At 69.0% G+C, this 15,340-nt stretch carries 15 protein-coding genes and 2 pseudogenes; 8 read left to right on the forward strand and 9 right to left on the reverse strand.

All coding sequences use genetic code 11. The features are described 5' to 3' along the window. Positions 1-172: 172 nt before the first annotated feature. The 4 genes and pseudogenes from ABZ707_RS28505 to ABZ707_RS28520 form a co-directional block, all read right to left on the reverse strand. Positions 173-1,492: pseudogene (locus ABZ707_RS28505) on the reverse strand (site-specific integrase). Next, the gene (locus ABZ707_RS28510) at positions 1,489-1,665 is read right to left on the reverse strand and encodes a helix-turn-helix domain-containing protein (RefSeq protein WP_360180536.1); all 177 of its coding nucleotides are present in this window, start codon (positions 1,663-1,665) and stop codon (positions 1,489-1,491) included. Before ABZ707_RS28510 ends, ABZ707_RS28505 begins: the two are co-directional and overlap by 4 nt. Before the next feature lie 9 nt (positions 1,666-1,674). Further along, positions 1,675-3,568 (reverse strand): annotated as a pseudogene (locus ABZ707_RS28515) (replication initiator). Positions 3,569-3,656: 88 nt separating this feature from the next. Continuing rightward, a complete protein-coding gene (locus tag ABZ707_RS28520; RefSeq protein ID WP_360180331.1) occupies positions 3,657-3,977 on the reverse strand; it encodes a hypothetical protein in 321 nt (106 codons plus the stop codon). A gap of 583 nt (positions 3,978-4,560) precedes the next feature. Between ABZ707_RS28520 and ABZ707_RS28525 the strand changes: the two genes are divergently transcribed. Further along, positions 4,561-4,887 carry a tyrosine-type recombinase/integrase gene (locus ABZ707_RS28525; RefSeq protein ID WP_360180333.1) on the forward strand — a complete coding sequence of 109 codons (327 nt, stop codon included), beginning with the start codon at positions 4,561-4,563 and terminating at the stop codon, positions 4,885-4,887. 134 nt (positions 4,888-5,021) lie between these two features. On the opposite strand, the gene ABZ707_RS28530 is transcribed toward ABZ707_RS28525, so the two are convergent. From ABZ707_RS28530 to ABZ707_RS28550, 5 genes are all read right to left on the reverse strand, one after another. Next, positions 5,022-5,462, reverse strand: coding sequence for a hypothetical protein (locus ABZ707_RS28530; RefSeq protein ID WP_360180335.1), 441 nt, complete (start codon positions 5,460-5,462; stop codon positions 5,022-5,024). 585 nt (positions 5,463-6,047) lie between these two features. Next, entirely contained in the window at positions 6,048-6,335 is a 288-nt protein-coding gene (locus tag ABZ707_RS28535) for a hypothetical protein (protein WP_360180337.1), read from the reverse strand. Continuing rightward, positions 6,328-6,696, reverse strand: coding sequence for a hypothetical protein (locus ABZ707_RS28540; protein WP_360180339.1), 369 nt, complete (start codon positions 6,694-6,696; stop codon positions 6,328-6,330). The genes ABZ707_RS28535 and ABZ707_RS28540 overlap by 8 nt, the downstream gene beginning before the upstream one ends. 127 nt (positions 6,697-6,823) lie before the next feature. Beyond that, the gene (locus ABZ707_RS28545; protein ID WP_360180341.1) at positions 6,824-8,071 is read right to left on the reverse strand and encodes a helix-turn-helix domain-containing protein; all 1,248 of its coding nucleotides are present in this window, start codon (positions 8,069-8,071) and stop codon (positions 6,824-6,826) included. A 577-nt stretch (positions 8,072-8,648) separates the two neighbouring features. Beyond that, positions 8,649-9,500, reverse strand: coding sequence for a GntR family transcriptional regulator (locus tag ABZ707_RS28550; RefSeq protein ID WP_360180343.1), 852 nt, complete (start codon positions 9,498-9,500; stop codon positions 8,649-8,651). A 155-nt stretch (positions 9,501-9,655) separates the two neighbouring features. Between ABZ707_RS28550 and ABZ707_RS28555 the strand changes: the two genes are divergently transcribed. The 7 genes from ABZ707_RS28555 (at position 9,656) to ABZ707_RS28585 (ending at position 15,293) form a co-directional block, all read left to right on the forward strand. After that, positions 9,656-10,009, forward strand: a complete 354-nt coding sequence (locus ABZ707_RS28555) for a hypothetical protein (RefSeq protein ID WP_360180345.1) — start codon at positions 9,656-9,658, stop codon at positions 10,007-10,009. Further along, a complete protein-coding gene (locus tag ABZ707_RS28560) occupies positions 10,006-10,362 on the forward strand; it encodes a hypothetical protein (protein WP_360180347.1) in 357 nt (118 codons plus the stop codon). The genes ABZ707_RS28555 and ABZ707_RS28560 overlap by 4 nt, the downstream gene beginning before the upstream one ends. 90 nt (positions 10,363-10,452) lie before the next feature. Then, positions 10,453-11,409, forward strand: a complete 957-nt coding sequence (locus tag ABZ707_RS28565; RefSeq protein WP_360180349.1) for a hypothetical protein — start codon at positions 10,453-10,455, stop codon at positions 11,407-11,409. Between the two features lie 35 nt (positions 11,410-11,444). Then, on the forward strand, positions 11,445-12,191 hold the full coding sequence (locus ABZ707_RS28570) for a DUF2637 domain-containing protein (RefSeq protein ID WP_360180351.1): 747 nt from the start codon (positions 11,445-11,447) through the stop codon (positions 12,189-12,191). A gap of 149 nt (positions 12,192-12,340) precedes the next feature. After that, positions 12,341-13,786, forward strand: a complete 1,446-nt coding sequence (locus tag ABZ707_RS28575) for a replication initiator (RefSeq protein ID WP_360180353.1) — start codon at positions 12,341-12,343, stop codon at positions 13,784-13,786. Continuing rightward, positions 13,786-14,010, forward strand: a complete 225-nt coding sequence (locus tag ABZ707_RS28580) for a helix-turn-helix domain-containing protein (RefSeq protein WP_360180355.1) — start codon at positions 13,786-13,788, stop codon at positions 14,008-14,010. Before ABZ707_RS28575 ends, ABZ707_RS28580 begins: the two co-directional genes overlap by 1 nt. Beyond that, positions 14,010-15,293 carry a tyrosine-type recombinase/integrase gene (locus tag ABZ707_RS28585; RefSeq protein ID WP_360180356.1) on the forward strand — a complete coding sequence of 428 codons (1,284 nt, stop codon included), beginning with the start codon at positions 14,010-14,012 and terminating at the stop codon, positions 15,291-15,293. The genes ABZ707_RS28580 and ABZ707_RS28585 overlap by 1 nt, the downstream gene beginning before the upstream one ends. Positions 15,294-15,340 lie beyond the last annotated feature (47 nt).

The raw sequence follows: 15,340 nt of genomic DNA on the forward strand, positions 1-15,340 counted from the left end.
GAAAGGGCAGCCACTTCCTTGCCTTCCTCGGCCTCGCCGCAGCCCTCACCTGCTACAAAAGACTCGCGAAGCTCGCCACGTGAGACATCCTCTAATTGCATAGCGCGGCGCCCCGCCGGGGTCTCCTCCGGCGGGGCGCTGTCACGTCTGACGGCAGTAGTTGACGGCAACGTCAGCGGACGGGGGCTGCACAAGGCGGCGGTTCGTCGCCGTCGTCGCCTTCGGGCCGGTCGCCGAGGGCGCAGCCGAGGAGGTCGATGGCTTGGCGTTGGAGGCGGAGTCGGACGTGTGCGTACACCGTTGCTGTCACGCCGATGTGGGCATGTCCCAGCAGTTCCTTGATGACGACGAGTTCGACGCCCTGTTCCAGGAGCAGGGTCGCCGTCGAGTGGCGGAGGTCGTGAAACCGGATCGGCCGCAGGCGGGCTTCGCGGAGCAGGGCGTTGAAGTGCCGGGTGAGGGTGGCGGGCTCGATCGGGTGCCCGTTCGGTCGCGTGAAGACGTGCCCGCTGCCCTGTCAGCGCGAGGCCGCCTCCTCCTTCTCCTGCGCTTGCCGGGCGCGGTGCGCGCGAAGCGAGGCGACGCAGGAGACTGGCAGCGCGATGCGCCGCTCGGAGCTGATGGTCTTGGTCGGCAGGGTGGCCAGACCACGGCTGTGGGTGCGTTGGAGGGTGCGGCGGATGCTGGCCGTGCCGCTGTCGAGGTCGAGGTTTTCCCAGCGCAGGCCGAGGAGTTCGCCCTTGCGCAGTCCGGTGCGCAGGGCGAGTTCGAACAGCGCGGCGAGCCGGTGCCCGTGGGCAGCGGCGAGGAAGCGTCGGGCTTCGTCGGTGGTGAGGGGGTTGAAGCGGCGGGGGCGGGGTGTGCCGGTGCGGACGTTGCGGGCAACGTTGCGGGGGATCTCCTCCTCGCGCACGGCATGTTCCAGGGCGGATTTGAGTACGGAGTGGATGTAGGCGAGCGTCAGCGGTGAGAGGCGCTTGCGGCAGCACTGGCCGATGGCGCAGCAGCGCGGGCGTCGGCTGGCTTGCGCGTCGGGGTCGCGTCGGGCGTCGGTGTCGCGTGCGCAGCACTGGCAGACGGTCCGCAGATCGTTCAGCCAGGTCCGGACGTCCTTGGCGGTGAGTTTCGCGAGCTTCTTCCGGCCGAGGCCCGGTATGAGGTACTGCTCGACGACGGTGGTGTAGCGGGTGTGGGTGGTCTCGCGGAGGTGGTGGACGGCGACGTTCTCCAGCCAGTACGTCAGGTAGGCAGCAAGGCTGCCCTGGTTGCTGACGACGGGGACGCCGCGGTTGCTGGCGGCGATCTTCTCGGTGAGCTTGGCCAGCGCCTCGGTGCGTGTGCTCCCGTAGACGCGGACGCGGCGACGGGTGTTGCCGGGGGCGAGGACGTATCCGGCGGCTTCCCAGCGGCGGTCCTTGCGCTGGTAGACGGTTCCGTCGCCGTTGGCTCGGGTGCGGCGGGAGGCTGGGGTGTCGCGGGGTGTGGTCGTCATGCGGCTTCCTGGTCGAGGCGGGTGTGGATGAAGTTGGTGAGGGCGTGTGCGGGGATGCGGCGGGCGCGGCCGAGGGTGATGGAGGCGAGTTGGCGGGTGCGGATGAGGTCGTAGACGGCGGTGCGGCCGAGTTGGAGGCGTTCCATGACCTGGGGGACGGTGAGGAGTTCGATGCCGGGCGGTCACGCGACGGCCCCCGCCCGGACGGCGCTGGCCAGCGGATCAGTGGGGTGACCGACCGGGTGACCGGCGCGGTCACCTGGGTGCTCCGAGTGCCGGGTTCGGGTTGGTTGCTCCGGTCGGGTCTGCCGTGTTGTGGCCAGAAGGTCGGCGAGGTGTTCGAGTTCGGGCAGGAGGCCGGTTCCGGCGTACTGCCAGTGGGAGATGACCAGCGTGGTGTCCGAGTCCACGCGCTGACCGGCGGTGTTGCCGTGACCGGGACGGTGACCGGAGGCCAGGTCAGCGGAGTGTTCGGCGCGGTCACCGACCGGACTGCCGTCCGTCTGACCGGCCGGCGTCTGAGCCGATGCCGGGGCTGTGGTCTGGGTGTCGGGTCGACCAAGGCGCCAGGCGGTGCGTTCGGCTCGGAGGTGGGTGAGGGTGGTGGAGTAGTGGCGGGTGCGGGTGGAGAAGTGGCCTCGGAAGCCGAGCATGTGGGCCCATTGGCGCAGGCGGCGGTGGGCGTGCTGAGGTTTGGTGGCGAGGTGCCAGGCGGTGTGGATCATGTGGCGGGCGTGGTCGGTGATGTCGTGGCCGGCGAGTTCGGCGAGGAAGCGGAGTCGGCGGTCGAGGGTGCCGGTGGTGGTCTCGGCTCCCTTGGTGGCGTACTTGGCGATGTAGGCGGCGACGTGCCGGTCGGTGACGGGGCCGTCGCCGGTGAAGTCCGTGCTGCGGATCGCGCGGACGTCGATCTGCCGCCCGAACCGGAACACCAACCGCCCTGCCCGATCTGAGTCTTGGGGCGGGGAGGCGGGGACGTGTCCGGCGGGCTGCGGTTGCTTCGGCGGTTCGCCCTCGTGGTGGACGCGGGTGCGTCTGGCGGCGGCGCGGACGGCGTGGTCGAGGAGCTGGGTGGTGGCCCAGGCGGGCGGGGTGCTGGTGGGGCCGGTGGGTCCGTCGAGGCGGACGACGGCGTGGAAGTGGACCTGGCCCCGTTTCTGGTACTCGGCGACCTTGGCGTAGGAGAGCGTGGCGTGGTGCCGCAGGGCCCGCTGCGTGAGCCCTGCAGCCTTGGCGATCTCCCGACGCAGGTGGGTGGTGAAGCGGGCCCACAGGGCCGGGGCGTGCGCGTTCCACAGCACCGCGCCCGCGTAGTTGTACCGGTCGGGGGTCGATCGTGGTGCCGAGGATCGGGTCGTCGCCCGGGTGGGTGTGGCCGCAGTGGCAGCGGCCGGTGTCGGGCTGGTTGTGGACGGGCCCGAAGCCGGGTGCGGTGAGGGTGGCGAACACGCGCGGGTGCGCGGCGACGCTTGCCGGGACGGTCTTGCCGCCGCGCAGTCCGGCGGCGATGAGTTGGTAGGTGTCGTAGCGGTAGACGGTGGAGCAAGCGGGGCAGCGGGTGGCGCGGCGGTTGCCGCAGCGGACCAGCAGTTCGCCCGCCGGGAGCTGGCGGGTGTCGAAGTGGTCGAGGATCGCACCGGTAACGGTGTCCAGGCGCGTACGGTGCCCGGTCAGGCGGATCGGGTGCGCGCAGCCACCGAGCGTGTTGATCTGTCGTGCGAGGGGTGCGAGTCGGCCGGTGGCGGCGAGCTTCGCCAGCCTGGCGGTGAGCCGGGCGCGACGCTCCGGCGCCGACCCCCTGCCGCCGTCGAGGCTGTGGCGGTGGCGTCTGTCGGGCAGGTCGACGTCGTGAACGCCGACGACGGACGCGAGGCGGCTGGAACGGTCGCGGGATACGGGAGTTGAAGCTGTGCGGGCATGCGGAAAGCGGCCTTTCGGCGGGAGCGCGGAAGCGGTACAGCACGGGGCGACGTAGGCAGGCCGAAGTAATCGGCTCACAGAGGAACGGGAGCGCCTCGAAGTTGGGCGCGGGGGCCGGGCCAGGGGGCCTGGTCGGCGGGGCGCGGTGGTGATCACCGGCGGGTGTGGACCACTAGAACCAACGATCCCGGCGGGGCTTCACGTATGCCATCACGTGCTCGGCTGTGATCGAACCCGAACTGATTCAGCTCTGACCGCTGCTCCCAGAGGCCCAATCAACCAGCTTCTCGAACTCTGCCCTCAACTGGTCGGGATGCACGTCGGACAAGTACTTCTCGCAGGGAGAAAGGTCGACCTCATAGTCGATAGTCGACACCTGAACCTCGCCTGAATTCCAGACTGTCAGGTAGAATCCCCTCCCCTCTTTCTCCACATAAACCCCGAAGGACTGCTTCTCCGAATGCTCTGCGGAATCGAACACCTCAAGCGTAATTCCTGCTCCTTCAAGCCGCGGACGAGACTCATGGATTCTCACCCTGAGCAGGTCAGGCAGAGCTTCATTCATTTTCTGTCTACAATCCTGAGGTTCTCGAATGAAGGCATTTCCGGCGGCGGAAGGCCACGCTTGGCATTGAGTTTCGCGTAAATCGGATGCTGCGGTCCGGGTATCTGAGCCCACCCGGGTTCACCAGCAGGCTTCAGACAGGAACACGGCACATCGAACTCCGCGTAGATCGACCCTGGCGCAGCCTGCTTCCGGTAGGCATCAGAGTTAGCGGGATGCGCTACGTACGTGGAAGTGCCGCCACTTCCCGCTTGCACCTTTCCCGTGTCGCTCATCGCTTGATACTCATCTTCCGACATCCATCGACCCACGGTGGTCTTGCAATTGTGAACGAGGACCGGCGTGGCCCCGGCCAGCACATAGTACGTGTGTTACGCGACCCCTCTCTATCTGCGTATTCGCAGATCAGCGCCGGTTTCGGGTTCCGCTGGTGTCCGTGGTCGTACGGGGGGAATCCGCGGGTGTTGCCGTCGCTACTGCCGTCAGGGGTACGGGAATTATGTCGTGCTGGTGCTGGTGCTGGTGCTGGAGCGGCTGCGACGCACGAGGACCTTACTGCCATGCGCCAAGTTCGGCACGGAGTGTGGCGCGGGTGGTCTGCTCGTACAGCTCATGGCCGGTGCTGACACCACCGCACCCAGCGGAGGGCCCCGAACACCGCCCGATCGACCCCACCAACCTCACCCGCACCTTCCTCACGCTCCTCCGCAAGGCCAGCCTCCGCCGCATCCGCTTCCACGACCTCCGCCACTCGACCGCCACCCTCCTCCTGGAACAAGGCGTCGACCTCGTCGTCATCAAAGAACTCCTCGGCCACGCCCACATCGGCGTCTACGCCCACGTCCGACTCCGCCTCCAGCACAACGCCATCGACACCCTTGGCACTGGCTCGGCAGCCGGAGAGCGCTGAGACAGTCAGCTCCGACAGCAACGAACCGCCGCCCTGCACCGGTCTCGTCCGCTGACGTTGCCGTCAACTACTGCCGTCACCCCACGCTGAAGCCCCGCCAGGACACACCTGACGGGGCTTCAAATTCACTATGGCTACTGATCCGCCCGCACCCGGAAGACCTTGCCGCCCTTGATTGCGTCAGAACTAGGAGATTCCTGCATCAGGGGGCTTGGCTCTGTGGCGAGGATAAAAACTTCAGCCCAGAAGATATATCCCGCAACGATATAATCAAGCGGATTATCCTCGGAGACTCGAAAAAGTTTACTCTCTCGCCATCTACGCCGGGCCCTCCGCTCTTCAGTTCGCAAAACATCTGGGCCCGCATCCGACACGCTGAGGCCTGAATACTGATCGGCCAGCGAGATCCGGGAAACATCCTGGAATAGGACATCGAAAATCCTAGGGACGCCCCCTTCCTCGCCATCCAAGAATCCGCGAAGCAGGATCTTGCTGTGGCCTACCTCAATAGCCCACGGTTTGAAGATTCCCCGCAGCTCCAGAGGGAGATGACCATCTACCAGTTGGTATGTCACTTGAACTTGACCCCAGTCCAGTTTTCAGCACGTCGATTCCATCGATAGAAGTCCACTTTCCCCATGAGGCCGGCTGCATCAACCTGCATCAACTCCCACTGAGTATGCAAACGCTGCGCGGGGGCCGTCTCCTGTGCGAGTTTCAGAGCCTTTGCCGGTCCCTGACTCGCGCCGGGGAGACCGTCGAGCATGAAGGATATTCGCCCTTCACCCCTCCCCGTCCTAGCAGTTGCGCCCAGAACCTCATCGCGCCAAGTTGCATCCGTTGCTCCGAGGAGGTGACGAGCTTCAACGATCTCTGCGAATCCCTTCAGATCGTGAGCTCGCATACCAAGGGCGACATGATCAACTGGCCCTTCTGTGTTGCAGTTGTGAACCAGGACGGGCGTGGCCCCCGCCAGCACATAGTACGTGTGCTACGCGACCCTGCTCTACCTGCTTCTTTGCAGGTCAGCGCGTGTTTCGGGTTCCGCTGGTGTCCGTGGTTGTGCGGGGAAATCCGTGGGTGTTGCCGTCGCTACTGCCGTCAAGGGCTCGGGCCGCGCGGTCGCGTTGCTGCTGGCGTGCTGTCGGCGCAGGGGGACTCTACTGCCACGCACTGGGCTCGGCCCGGACGACGGCGCGGACGGTCTGTTCGTACAGTTCGTGGCCGCTCTGGGCGCAGTGCTCGGCGATCCAGCGGGTCAGCTCGTCCGGGGTGTGCAGCGTGCCTGACGTGGCGCCGCAGTTGTGCTCTTCGCCGGTGACGCAGACCGCCTCGAACTTTGGCAGCGCCAGAGGGTCGGGGACGGTGGTCACGTGGTACTCGCGGAAGCGGTAGCGCCCCCGAGGGGCATCGCGTACTGGTGCGCCGGCGTTCGGAGAGTCAGGCATCCTCGGTCGCCTCTTCCTGATCCGGGATGCGCTGTCCGCGCGAGTCCGCGACCCTGAGCGCGTCCGTCAGGGCTTCTGTCAACCGGCGGGCCAGCCAGCGGTATTCGGTCGCCGACAGGGTTTTCGCGCCGGGCGCCGTGGCGTCGCGGGCGTACTCCAACACTTCCTGGCCCATGCTGAGCTGTACCGTCTCGATGCTGTCGGCGAGGGCGGAGAGGTAGCCCCGGCCGTCGGTGCTCAGGTAGCAGGGCTTCCCCTCCGGGCTGGTCCACGGCAGTAAGCGGGGTCCTCCCGCACCCGACGCGGCCTCGTACAGCTCTCTGCCACATATGCGGTCGGCTTCGCTCCTGGGCTGGCTCACTGGGTACCCCCGGCCTGGGTCACTGATGGTGGACACAGTGACCGTAGGCACTGACTGATCGTCACCCCAGGCTGTAGCCATGGCAGTTCGCGACTCTTGGTTCACGAACTGCCACGCTGCGTGGCAGCTACCCGACAACGCCCAGGTAGTCGGCCATTTCGCGCATCTCTGTCGTGAGGGTGCGCTTGCGCTTACCCAGGATCTCCTGCATGGTCTCGGCGGCACCGTTCTGGTGCCGCAGCCACTGCGGGGCGGCTTCCCTGGCGCGGGTCAACTCGTCCATGGCGGCGGACAGGTCGCCGGTCCGGGTGTGGGCACGCGCCACATCGAGGGTGAAGCGGTTCCCGTCGTTGGTGCTGGGCCTGCCCAGGCGCTTCCACGCCTTGGGCGACAACTCCTCCTGCTCGCCTGCCTTGCGCACCACCGCGCGGGCGTCGCCGACGACCATGTCGTCTTCGAGTGCCTTGACCGCGACGGTGACCGGCCCGAAGACGGACCAGTGCCGGGAGACGTTGCGATGCGCCGTCCCGACCGCGGTTGCCGCGACCCGGGCGGCCTGACGGTACTCCTTCGCCTCGTCAGGACGGTTGTTCCTCGCGGCTGCGGCGGCGGCCTCCATCGCCAGGCCGCCCCACACCGCGTAGTGGTCCGGCTCGGCCCCGGTGATCTTCGGCTCCACCGCGTCCATGCTCCGGGCTGCGACCTGTTCCGCCTCGTCCAACCGGCCCTGGCGCACCAGCAGCCAGCACATGCAGCCGACACCGGAGCCCGCCGCAAGCATGTCTCCGGCCTGACGGGCGTCCATGATGGCGCCGCGCACAGCGGCATACGCGATGTCGTACTGCCGTACCTGGGTGAGGTAGGTGCCGGCCAGACGCAGCGCCTCTGCGCGGGCCAGCAGGGCCTGCCGGTGCTCGTCCCCGCTGTCGTAGTAGGCGACGGCCTGTGCGGCATCACGCAGCAGGCCCGGCAGTTGGGCCGCCACGCTCTTGTAGCTGTCGGAGAAGTACAGCACCCGTGCGTCTTGCAGCGTCCGCCGGAAGGTGCGCAGGTTCGGTTCTTCACCCACGGCTTCGGCGCCTTGGTCCACAAGTGCGACGGCCGGGGTGAGGACGGCGCGGAGCTGGATCAGATTGACGCGGTTCGGTTCCTCGCTCCGCCCGACGGGCTCCGGGGCATCGGACGCCATCAACGCGGCCGTGGTCACCCCCAGCGCGCGGGCGAGCGCATGCAAGGTCTCCATGCGGATGGTGCCGCCCTGCTCGGCCTTGCGTACCGTGCCCGGCGATACGCCTGCGGCATGGGCCAGTTCCTCCTGGCTCATCCCCGCGCGACGCCGGTACTTGCGGACGTTGTCGGCCAGCTCCGTAGTCATCAAGTCACCACCTCCCACTCCACGGTACGCCCAGCCGGCACATCAGCCGGGGGCGATCCGGCAGACACCAACCCTCATGAGTGCCCGACCACGTGGCGAGCTCCGGAGCACCGGCAGAATCGGGGCCTGAGCGGGTGGGGGTCCCTCGTCGGTCGGGCAGCTTCGCCGTGCCAGGGTTCCCCGGGGGCCGCCAAGGCTCACTTCGTGACGCGGGCGCTCGGCCTTGGCGGCCCCCGGGGGTTCCTGGTACGCCTCCGGTGACCGGGCGGCGAGGGACCCCTCTCGCGCCCCGACCTCACACCACGACGAAGCCGCACCCGTAAGTCGGCCCCCTGCCCCTCAGAGGGAAGGCCGGGGTCTGGGGCAGCGCCCCAGGTGGTTCGCTGTCCTGGCTGTTGCGCGCCCGGACCGGCGGGGTCGTCGCCCGCGGGGCGGAGACAGGAGCGGGCGGCGGCCCCGCAGGGCCGGAGCGCGCGCGGGCCGCGTCAGCGGGCCGCCTTGATCAAGTAAAGAAACTCTGAACAGCTCACCCACTGCGACGGCTGGACAGGGCCGCCTGATGGGATGTGGACGCTTGTCAGCGGCGCTTCTTCGCCTGGGAGAGCTTGTCTTCGAGTTCCTTGCGGGCTGCTGCGGGGTCGTCGTGGAGCGGTGGCGCGAGTTGGCCTCGGCGGGCCAGTTCTCTGGTGATTTTCCGCCCCTTCTCGACCGCCGCCTTGTAGGCGTCGCGGGTTCGGTTGAGCTCGTCGTGGAGTTGGCTGGCGAGCGCCTTGAGCTCGGCGTCGGAAAGGTGTGAGAACTCGCCGGCCGTACTCCGGGCCTGGCGTTCGAGCTCCTCGCGCTGGAGGTGCTGAACGACTTTGGAGCTGTAGTGCTTGCCCGGCGTGGGGGCGGTGCGGACGAAGACGCCACGTCCCTTGACTGCGTAGATCAGCCCCTCGCTCTTCAGGAGGCGGAGGGCGTTCTGCGCGGTGGAGTTGGCGATGCCGAACCGCTCTTGCAGCTCACGCGCCGAGGGAAGTTGACTGCCCGGAGGGAAGACCCCTTCTTCGATCTCTTCGCGCAGGGTGTCCGCTGTTCGGGCGAAAGGAGGACGGTTGTCCTCAGCTCGGGCCGAGCGCCACCCGGGCGGGAAGGGGCCATCCTCTTCTGCCTCCCCATCGGCCTCTCGCCCCTCGATGTCCTTCTCGTCGAGAGGCAGGCTGACGTAACTGCCCCGGCCGAGCACGGAGTAGACCAGCCCCTCCTGCCGCAGGACGCGCAGGGCGTTCTGAACCGTGGAACTGGCGACGCCGAACCGCTCTTGCAGGTCACGTGCCGACGGCAGGCGCTCGCCGGGCTGGAGTTCGCCGCTGAGGATGGCGGCCCGCAGCACTTCGGCAGCCTGGAGATAGGGGGGCCGCGGGTCCTCGTCCAAAGGCAGTGTCATGAGCCAACCGTAGCGGCCGTAGCGCCTACGACGCATGCCCGCGTGGCCGACCTGATCGACCGTCCCACCCAATCGAGCGTTGCGCCTGTATCGCCGTAGCGCTACGGTCAGGGCGAGTCGATCAAGCGACTCCATCGAACAAGGGGTGTGATGGCATGGCCATGACTCGAATTCGTGTTGCTCTGCTTGCGTCGGCGGTGTGCATCGCGGGCACCGACCCGACGCTGAAGATCAAGGACCAGCAGACCGGGGAGGTCGCCACCGACCGGGAGACCGGGGCGTCGCTGTACACGGTGACCGTGATGCTCATGGAGGACGGCCGGGCCGAGGTCCTGAAGATCACCGTCCCGGAAACCGGCCTGGCCGCCGGGCTCAAGCCGGGCGCGATGGTGCGGCCCGTCGAGCTGTTCGCGACCCCGTGGGCGCGGATCTTCAACGGTCAGCTCTCCGACGGCGTCGCCTACCGGGCCGCCCGTCTGGAGCTGGTGACGGTGGAGGCGTCCCAGTGATCCGCTTCGGAAATTCCGTGCCGGAATGCGCGCCGGACGCGCTGCTGGCCGTGGCCGTCCTGGTCGGTGTGTGGCTGCTGGTGACGGTGGTGCGCTACGTGCGGGCCGACCGGGGCACGCGGGTCAGCATGTGGCAGGCCGTGCGGGTGCGGTGGGGCTGGGTACGGCTCGCGCGGATGGCCGGGCTGACGGTCACCGACAAGACCCCGGGACTGCTCGCGCAGATCGCCGCGCAGAAGGACGGCCCCGCCCCCGCGCCCCGAGTCCTGACGCCGAAGATCAAGGTGAAGCCGGACCGGTTCGGGGTGATCGTGCGAGCCAAAACGCTGCCGGCGGTCGGCGTGGAGGAGTAGCAGAAGTCGGCGCGGTTCCTCGCCGACGCCTGGCGGTGCACGCGGGTCTCCGTGCTGCCGGACGGCCCCGGGCGGGTGGTGATCCGGGGCGTGCGCTCCGACCCGCTGACCACGCCGACGACGCACCGGCCCACCGGCCTCCCGCCCGTGGACCTGACGCGCTGGGAGCTGGGCATCGACGAGTACGCCGCGAAGGTGTGCGTGTCCTTGGCCAACGTGCCCGGGGTGACGGTGGCCGGCGTCCCCGGTGCGGGCAAGACCTCCGGGGTCAACAAGTTCGCCTGTGACTTCGCGCCGTCTCCGTCCGTGCAGATCGCGACTGCGGACGGCAAGGTGTCGCGGGCCTCGGAGGGCGACTACGCCGACCTGGTCAAGCGGATGTTCGCGTTCTGCGGAGACGACCTCGATGAAGCCAACGCGCTGTTCAAGCGCCTGGTGGAGCTGCGCAAGCGGCGCTCGGCGACCATCCGGGACGTGCTGGGCGTGAAGAACATGTGGCACGTCGGCCCCTCACCGCAGTGGCCGCTCACGGTCCTGATCATCGATGAGGCGCACACATACTTCCGCGAGTACAAGGGCAGCGACGCCACCACCAAACGGCTGGCCGCGTTGACGGCGGAGAACGCCCGGCTGGTGGAGGACCTGGTCAAGAAGGGCCGCAGCGTCGGCATCCTGGTGATCCTGATCAGCCAGAAGACCACCGGCGACGCCATCCCCACCTTCATCCGCGACGTGTGCCCCATCGGGCTGTCCTTCGCGCAGAAGACCGTGGAAGCCGCGGTGGCCGCACTCGGTGACGACATCCGCAACTGGCCTGATGCCAGCCCGGTCACCTTGCAGGACCCCGTCTACGTCGGCGTCGCGGTGATGGCGATGCAGGGCCGACCCGGCTACACCCGCATCCGCACCCCCTACGTCTCCGACGCCGACGCGGCCCGCGTGGCCGTAGCCACCTCGCACCTGACCGCCGACCCGGACCTGTGCCTGGACGCCCTCCTCGCCTCGACCGGCCGGACTACGGCACCCCTGCCGTTGCTCACCAAGTAGCCCCGAAAGCGCACACCGGAAAGGAGGTTGAGGACATGGCGGAGGAACGGTTCACCCGGCGCACCGTGACCGTGGTCATGGCGGTCATCGCGGCTCTGGCCTTCGTCTTCTCCTTCGGTAATGTCTGGGCGCTCGCCCTGCGGCTCGGCGTTCCCCGCCCGATCGCGCCGCTGATCGCTCCCATGGTGGACCTGTCAGTCGTCGGGCTCCTGGTCGCGCTGCGGTTCCTCGCCCTGCGCGGCGTCCCCAAGGCTGAACTGAGGGCCGGCACCCGGCTGCTGCACCTGTGCGGCCTGCTCACCCTCGCGCTGAACACCGCTGAACCGCTGCTGGCCGGACGCTACGGACGGGCCTGCCTGGACACCGTCGCTCCGCTCCTGCTCCTCGGCTGGGGCCACGTCGGCCCCGCCTTCCTCGCCCAGTTCCACACCCACACCCGCCCCAATCAGCACCTGGAGGCCCCCGCCGCCACTCTTGCCACCGATTCGGGGCCCGACGTCGCGCCATCACCCGAATCGGCACCCCCGACGCCCGCCCCGGACATCGTCGCCTCCCCGATCGAGGAGCTGGAGTCCGCTCCGGCCGCCGCTCCGCCGGTCGCCGTCACCACGACGGGCCGACCTGCTTCCGGCCCTGCCCTTCCGGCCGCCCTGCTGGGCGCGGCCCGGCGTATCGCGGACACCCACCGCGCCGAGCACGGCCAGCCCATCACCGCCGCCCACCTGGGCACACGCATGGGCGTCGCCCTGCCGGTGGCCACCGCCGCACTCGCTCAGCTCTGAGCCCCGGCCTCACCGGCCACATCCCCCTCGCTGAAGCCACGCCCGCCCCCGGGCCTGGTTCGTCATGCCCCGAGTAGCACCAACACGCTTCTCAGCCTGCCTGGTGGCTACTCGGGGCCACCCACCCGAACAGAAGGGACACGCCCCGAATGGTCACCCTGGGCCTGCGCCACGTGGCAAGCCCCGCCGTACGGGACCTGCTCCACCTCGTCAACCACCCCGACTTCGACCGCGCACAGCAGCAGATCGAACACCTCGGCGGCTGCACCGAACCCGTCCGCCTCACCGGCCACACCACCACCGTCGACAGCAAGACGGGTGAGGTACTGCGCTCCTACACCTCCTCCGAGGAGCCCACGGGCAGTCTGCTCACCGCGTGCGGCAACCGCCGCGCCTCCCGCTGCCCGGCCTGCTCACGCCGCTACGCCGCCGACACCTACCACCTCATCCGCGCCGGCCTCTCCGGCGGCAAGACCGTGCCAGACACCGTCCGCACCCACCCCCGCGTCTTCGCCACCCTCACCGCACCCTCCTTCGGCCACGTCCACAACCGCCCCACCACCCCCGGCGGCGACACCAGGCCCTGCCGCTGCCACCAGCTCCACGAACCCACGGACGCCCTGCTGGGCACGCCGCTGAACCCTGCGACGTACGACTACGCGGGTGCGGTCCTGTTCAACGCCCACGCCGGAGCCCTGTGGGCCCGCTTCACCACCTACCTGCGCCGCGAACTCGCCGCCCGGCTCGGCCTCACCCAGAAGGCCGCCCGCGCCGTGCTGCGGATCTCCTTCGCCAAGGTCGCCGAGTACCAAAAGCGCGGCCTGGTCCACTTCCACGCCGTCATCCGGCTCGACGGCCCCGAGGGAAGCACCACGCCCCCACCCCCGTCTGCGACCGTCGCCGTGCTCACGGACGCCATCCGGGCCGCAGCCCTCCGGGTCCGAGTGGCCGTCGCGTCGGACGCGATCGGGGAGCGCGAACTCACCTGGGGCACACAGCTCGACGTGCGCGAGATCGCCGCCTTCGGTACCGACGCCGAACTCACCGACCAAGCCGTGGCCGCCTACGTGGCCAAGTACGCCACCAAGTCCGCCGACGCCTCCGGCACCCTCGACCACGCCCTGTTCTGCCGCCCGTGCCAGGGACGCGGTGCCACTCTCCTGCCCCACGGAACCCCGCTCCCCTGCACCGCCTGCGACGGCACCGGACAGGCCCGGCCCCTGCCCCGCCTCGCCGTCCCCCGCCACGTACGGCAGATGATCCGCACCTGCTGGGAGCTGGGCAGGCTGCCGGAATTCACCGGCCTCAAGCTCTGGAAGTGGGCGCACATGCTCGGCTTCCGGGGCCATTTCTCCACCAAGTCCCGCCGCTACTCCACCACCCTCGGCGCGCTGCGCGACGCCCGCCGCACCTGGCGCACCGAACAGGCCCACGCCCACGCCGGCCTGCCCGAACCCGACCCGACGACCACGCTCGTCGTCGGCCGCTGGGACTACCTCGGCTCGGGCTACAGCCCCGGCGCGGCACTCCTCGCCGCCGGTGTCTGGCATCGCAAGGAACTGGAACGGCAGTTCGCGGCCGAAGGGGGCTGCTGATGACCTCGCCCCCGCTCGCCGTCCTCCGCACGGAGGTGTCCCCGGCGCTGGATCTGCTCACGGTGCCCCAGGTCATGGCCCGCCTCCAACTCGGCCGCTCCGCCGTCTACGACCTGCTCCGCACCCGGCAGCTCGCCTCCATCACCCTCGGCCGCGCCCGCCGCATCCCCACCCACGCCCTCACCGACTTCATCCGCACCCGCCTGGAACAGGAAGCCGCCTGATGACCGCACCCCGCTCCGCTCCGCCTCGCCGCTCCCGTGCTCGCGCGAACGGCGACGGGACCGTCTACCAGCGCAAGGACGGCCGCTGGGAAGCCGCCGGCTACGTCCTCGCCGCCAACGGCACCCGCAAACGCGTCCGCGTCTACGGCACCACCCGCAAGAACGCGGCCGACAAGCTCGCCGAGAAGATCGCCGACAGCAACCGCGGGCTGCCGGTCGCCACTGCTGACAGCACGCTCGGTGACTACCTGACCTACTGGCTCAGCAGTGTCGCCGTTCACCGGCTCCGCGAGAACACCCACACCCGATACGCCGCCTGCGTCCGCCTCCACCTCATCCCCGGCCTCGGCACCAAGAAAGTCGCGCGACTCACCGCCAAGGACGTACGCACCTTCCTCGATCGGCTCCGCACCACCTGCCAGTGCTGCACCCAGGGACTCGACGCCGAGCGGAAGAGGTGCTGCGCGGTCGGCGAGTGCTGCCAGAAACGGCTGTCCGCCTTGACCGTGACCTACGTGCATTCGGTGCTCAAGTCCGCCCTCGAACATGCCGTCCGCGAAGACGAGCTGCCCCGCAACGTCGCCCGGAACGTCAAGACCACCGCACCCCGGCCCAGGCGCTTCCGGCCCCTCACGGCGACAGAGGCTCGCCAGTTCCTCGACGCGGCTCGCGCCGACCGGCTCCACGAGCTGTACGAACTCGCCCTGCGCACCGGACTCCGTAAAGGTGAACTCCTCGGCCTCCACTGGGAAGACCTCGACCTCGACGGTGGTACGGCCAGCATCCGCAGCTCACTCCAACGCACCCGGAGCAGCGGTCTGACCCCCCTGCCCACCAAGACCCGCGCGTCCGAACGCCACATCGCCCTTCCCACCGAGTGTGTCCACTCGCTGAAGAGCCACCGGCAACGTCAGGAGGTAGAACGCAAGGTAGCCGGGGTGGGCTGGAAGGACAGCGGGCTCGTCTTCACCACGCCGGCCGGCGGACCGCTCGACCCGGCCAACATGACCCGCCGCTTCGGCCAGCTCCTCAACCGAGCCACCCTCCGCCGCATCCGCTTCCATGACCTGCGCCACTCGACGGCCACCCTGCTCCTGGAGCAAGGCGTCGAACTCGTCGTGATCAAAGAACTCCTCGGCCACGCCCACATCGGGGTCACCGCAGGCGTCTACGCCCACGTGAGACTCCGTCTCCAGCGCCAGGCCATCGACACTCTGGGTAACGCCCTCAGTCCGACGAGCGGCCGACGGGACGACCCGCCTGCCGCAGCAGCTGTCCGCTGACGTTGCCGTCACCGTTGCCGTCAGACACCCCGGAAGCCCCGCCGGAA

Origin of the sequence: Streptomyces sp. NPDC006923, assembly GCF_040635655.1 — a bacterium.
GTDB lineage: Bacteria > Actinomycetota > Actinomycetes > Streptomycetales > Streptomycetaceae > Streptomyces.

Excerpts from the sequence above, each read along its gene's own strand:
- ABZ707_RS28580 (WP_360180355.1), top strand. The coding sequence starts at position 13,786 with ATGACCTCGCCCCCGCTCGCCGTCCTCCGCACGGAGGTGTCCCCGGCG.
- ABZ707_RS28555 (WP_360180345.1), top strand. The coding sequence starts at position 9,656 with ATGGCCATGACTCGAATTCGTGTTGCTCTGCTTGCGTCGGCGGTGTGC.
- ABZ707_RS28550 (WP_360180343.1), bottom strand. The coding sequence starts at position 9,500 with ATGACACTGCCTTTGGACGAGGACCCGCGGCCCCCCTATCTCCAGGCT.
- ABZ707_RS28575 (WP_360180353.1), top strand. The coding sequence starts at position 12,341 with ATGGTCACCCTGGGCCTGCGCCACGTGGCAAGCCCCGCCGTACGGGAC.
- ABZ707_RS28585 (WP_360180356.1), top strand. The coding sequence starts at position 14,010 with ATGACCGCACCCCGCTCCGCTCCGCCTCGCCGCTCCCGTGCTCGCGCG.
- ABZ707_RS28570 (WP_360180351.1), top strand. The coding sequence starts at position 11,445 with ATGGCGGAGGAACGGTTCACCCGGCGCACCGTGACCGTGGTCATGGCG.
- ABZ707_RS28520 (WP_360180331.1), bottom strand. The coding sequence starts at position 3,977 with ATGAATGAAGCTCTGCCTGACCTGCTCAGGGTGAGAATCCATGAGTCT.
- ABZ707_RS28535 (WP_360180337.1), bottom strand. The coding sequence starts at position 6,335 with ATGCCTGACTCTCCGAACGCCGGCGCACCAGTACGCGATGCCCCTCGG.
- ABZ707_RS28545 (WP_360180341.1), bottom strand. The coding sequence starts at position 8,071 with ATGACTACGGAGCTGGCCGACAACGTCCGCAAGTACCGGCGTCGCGCG.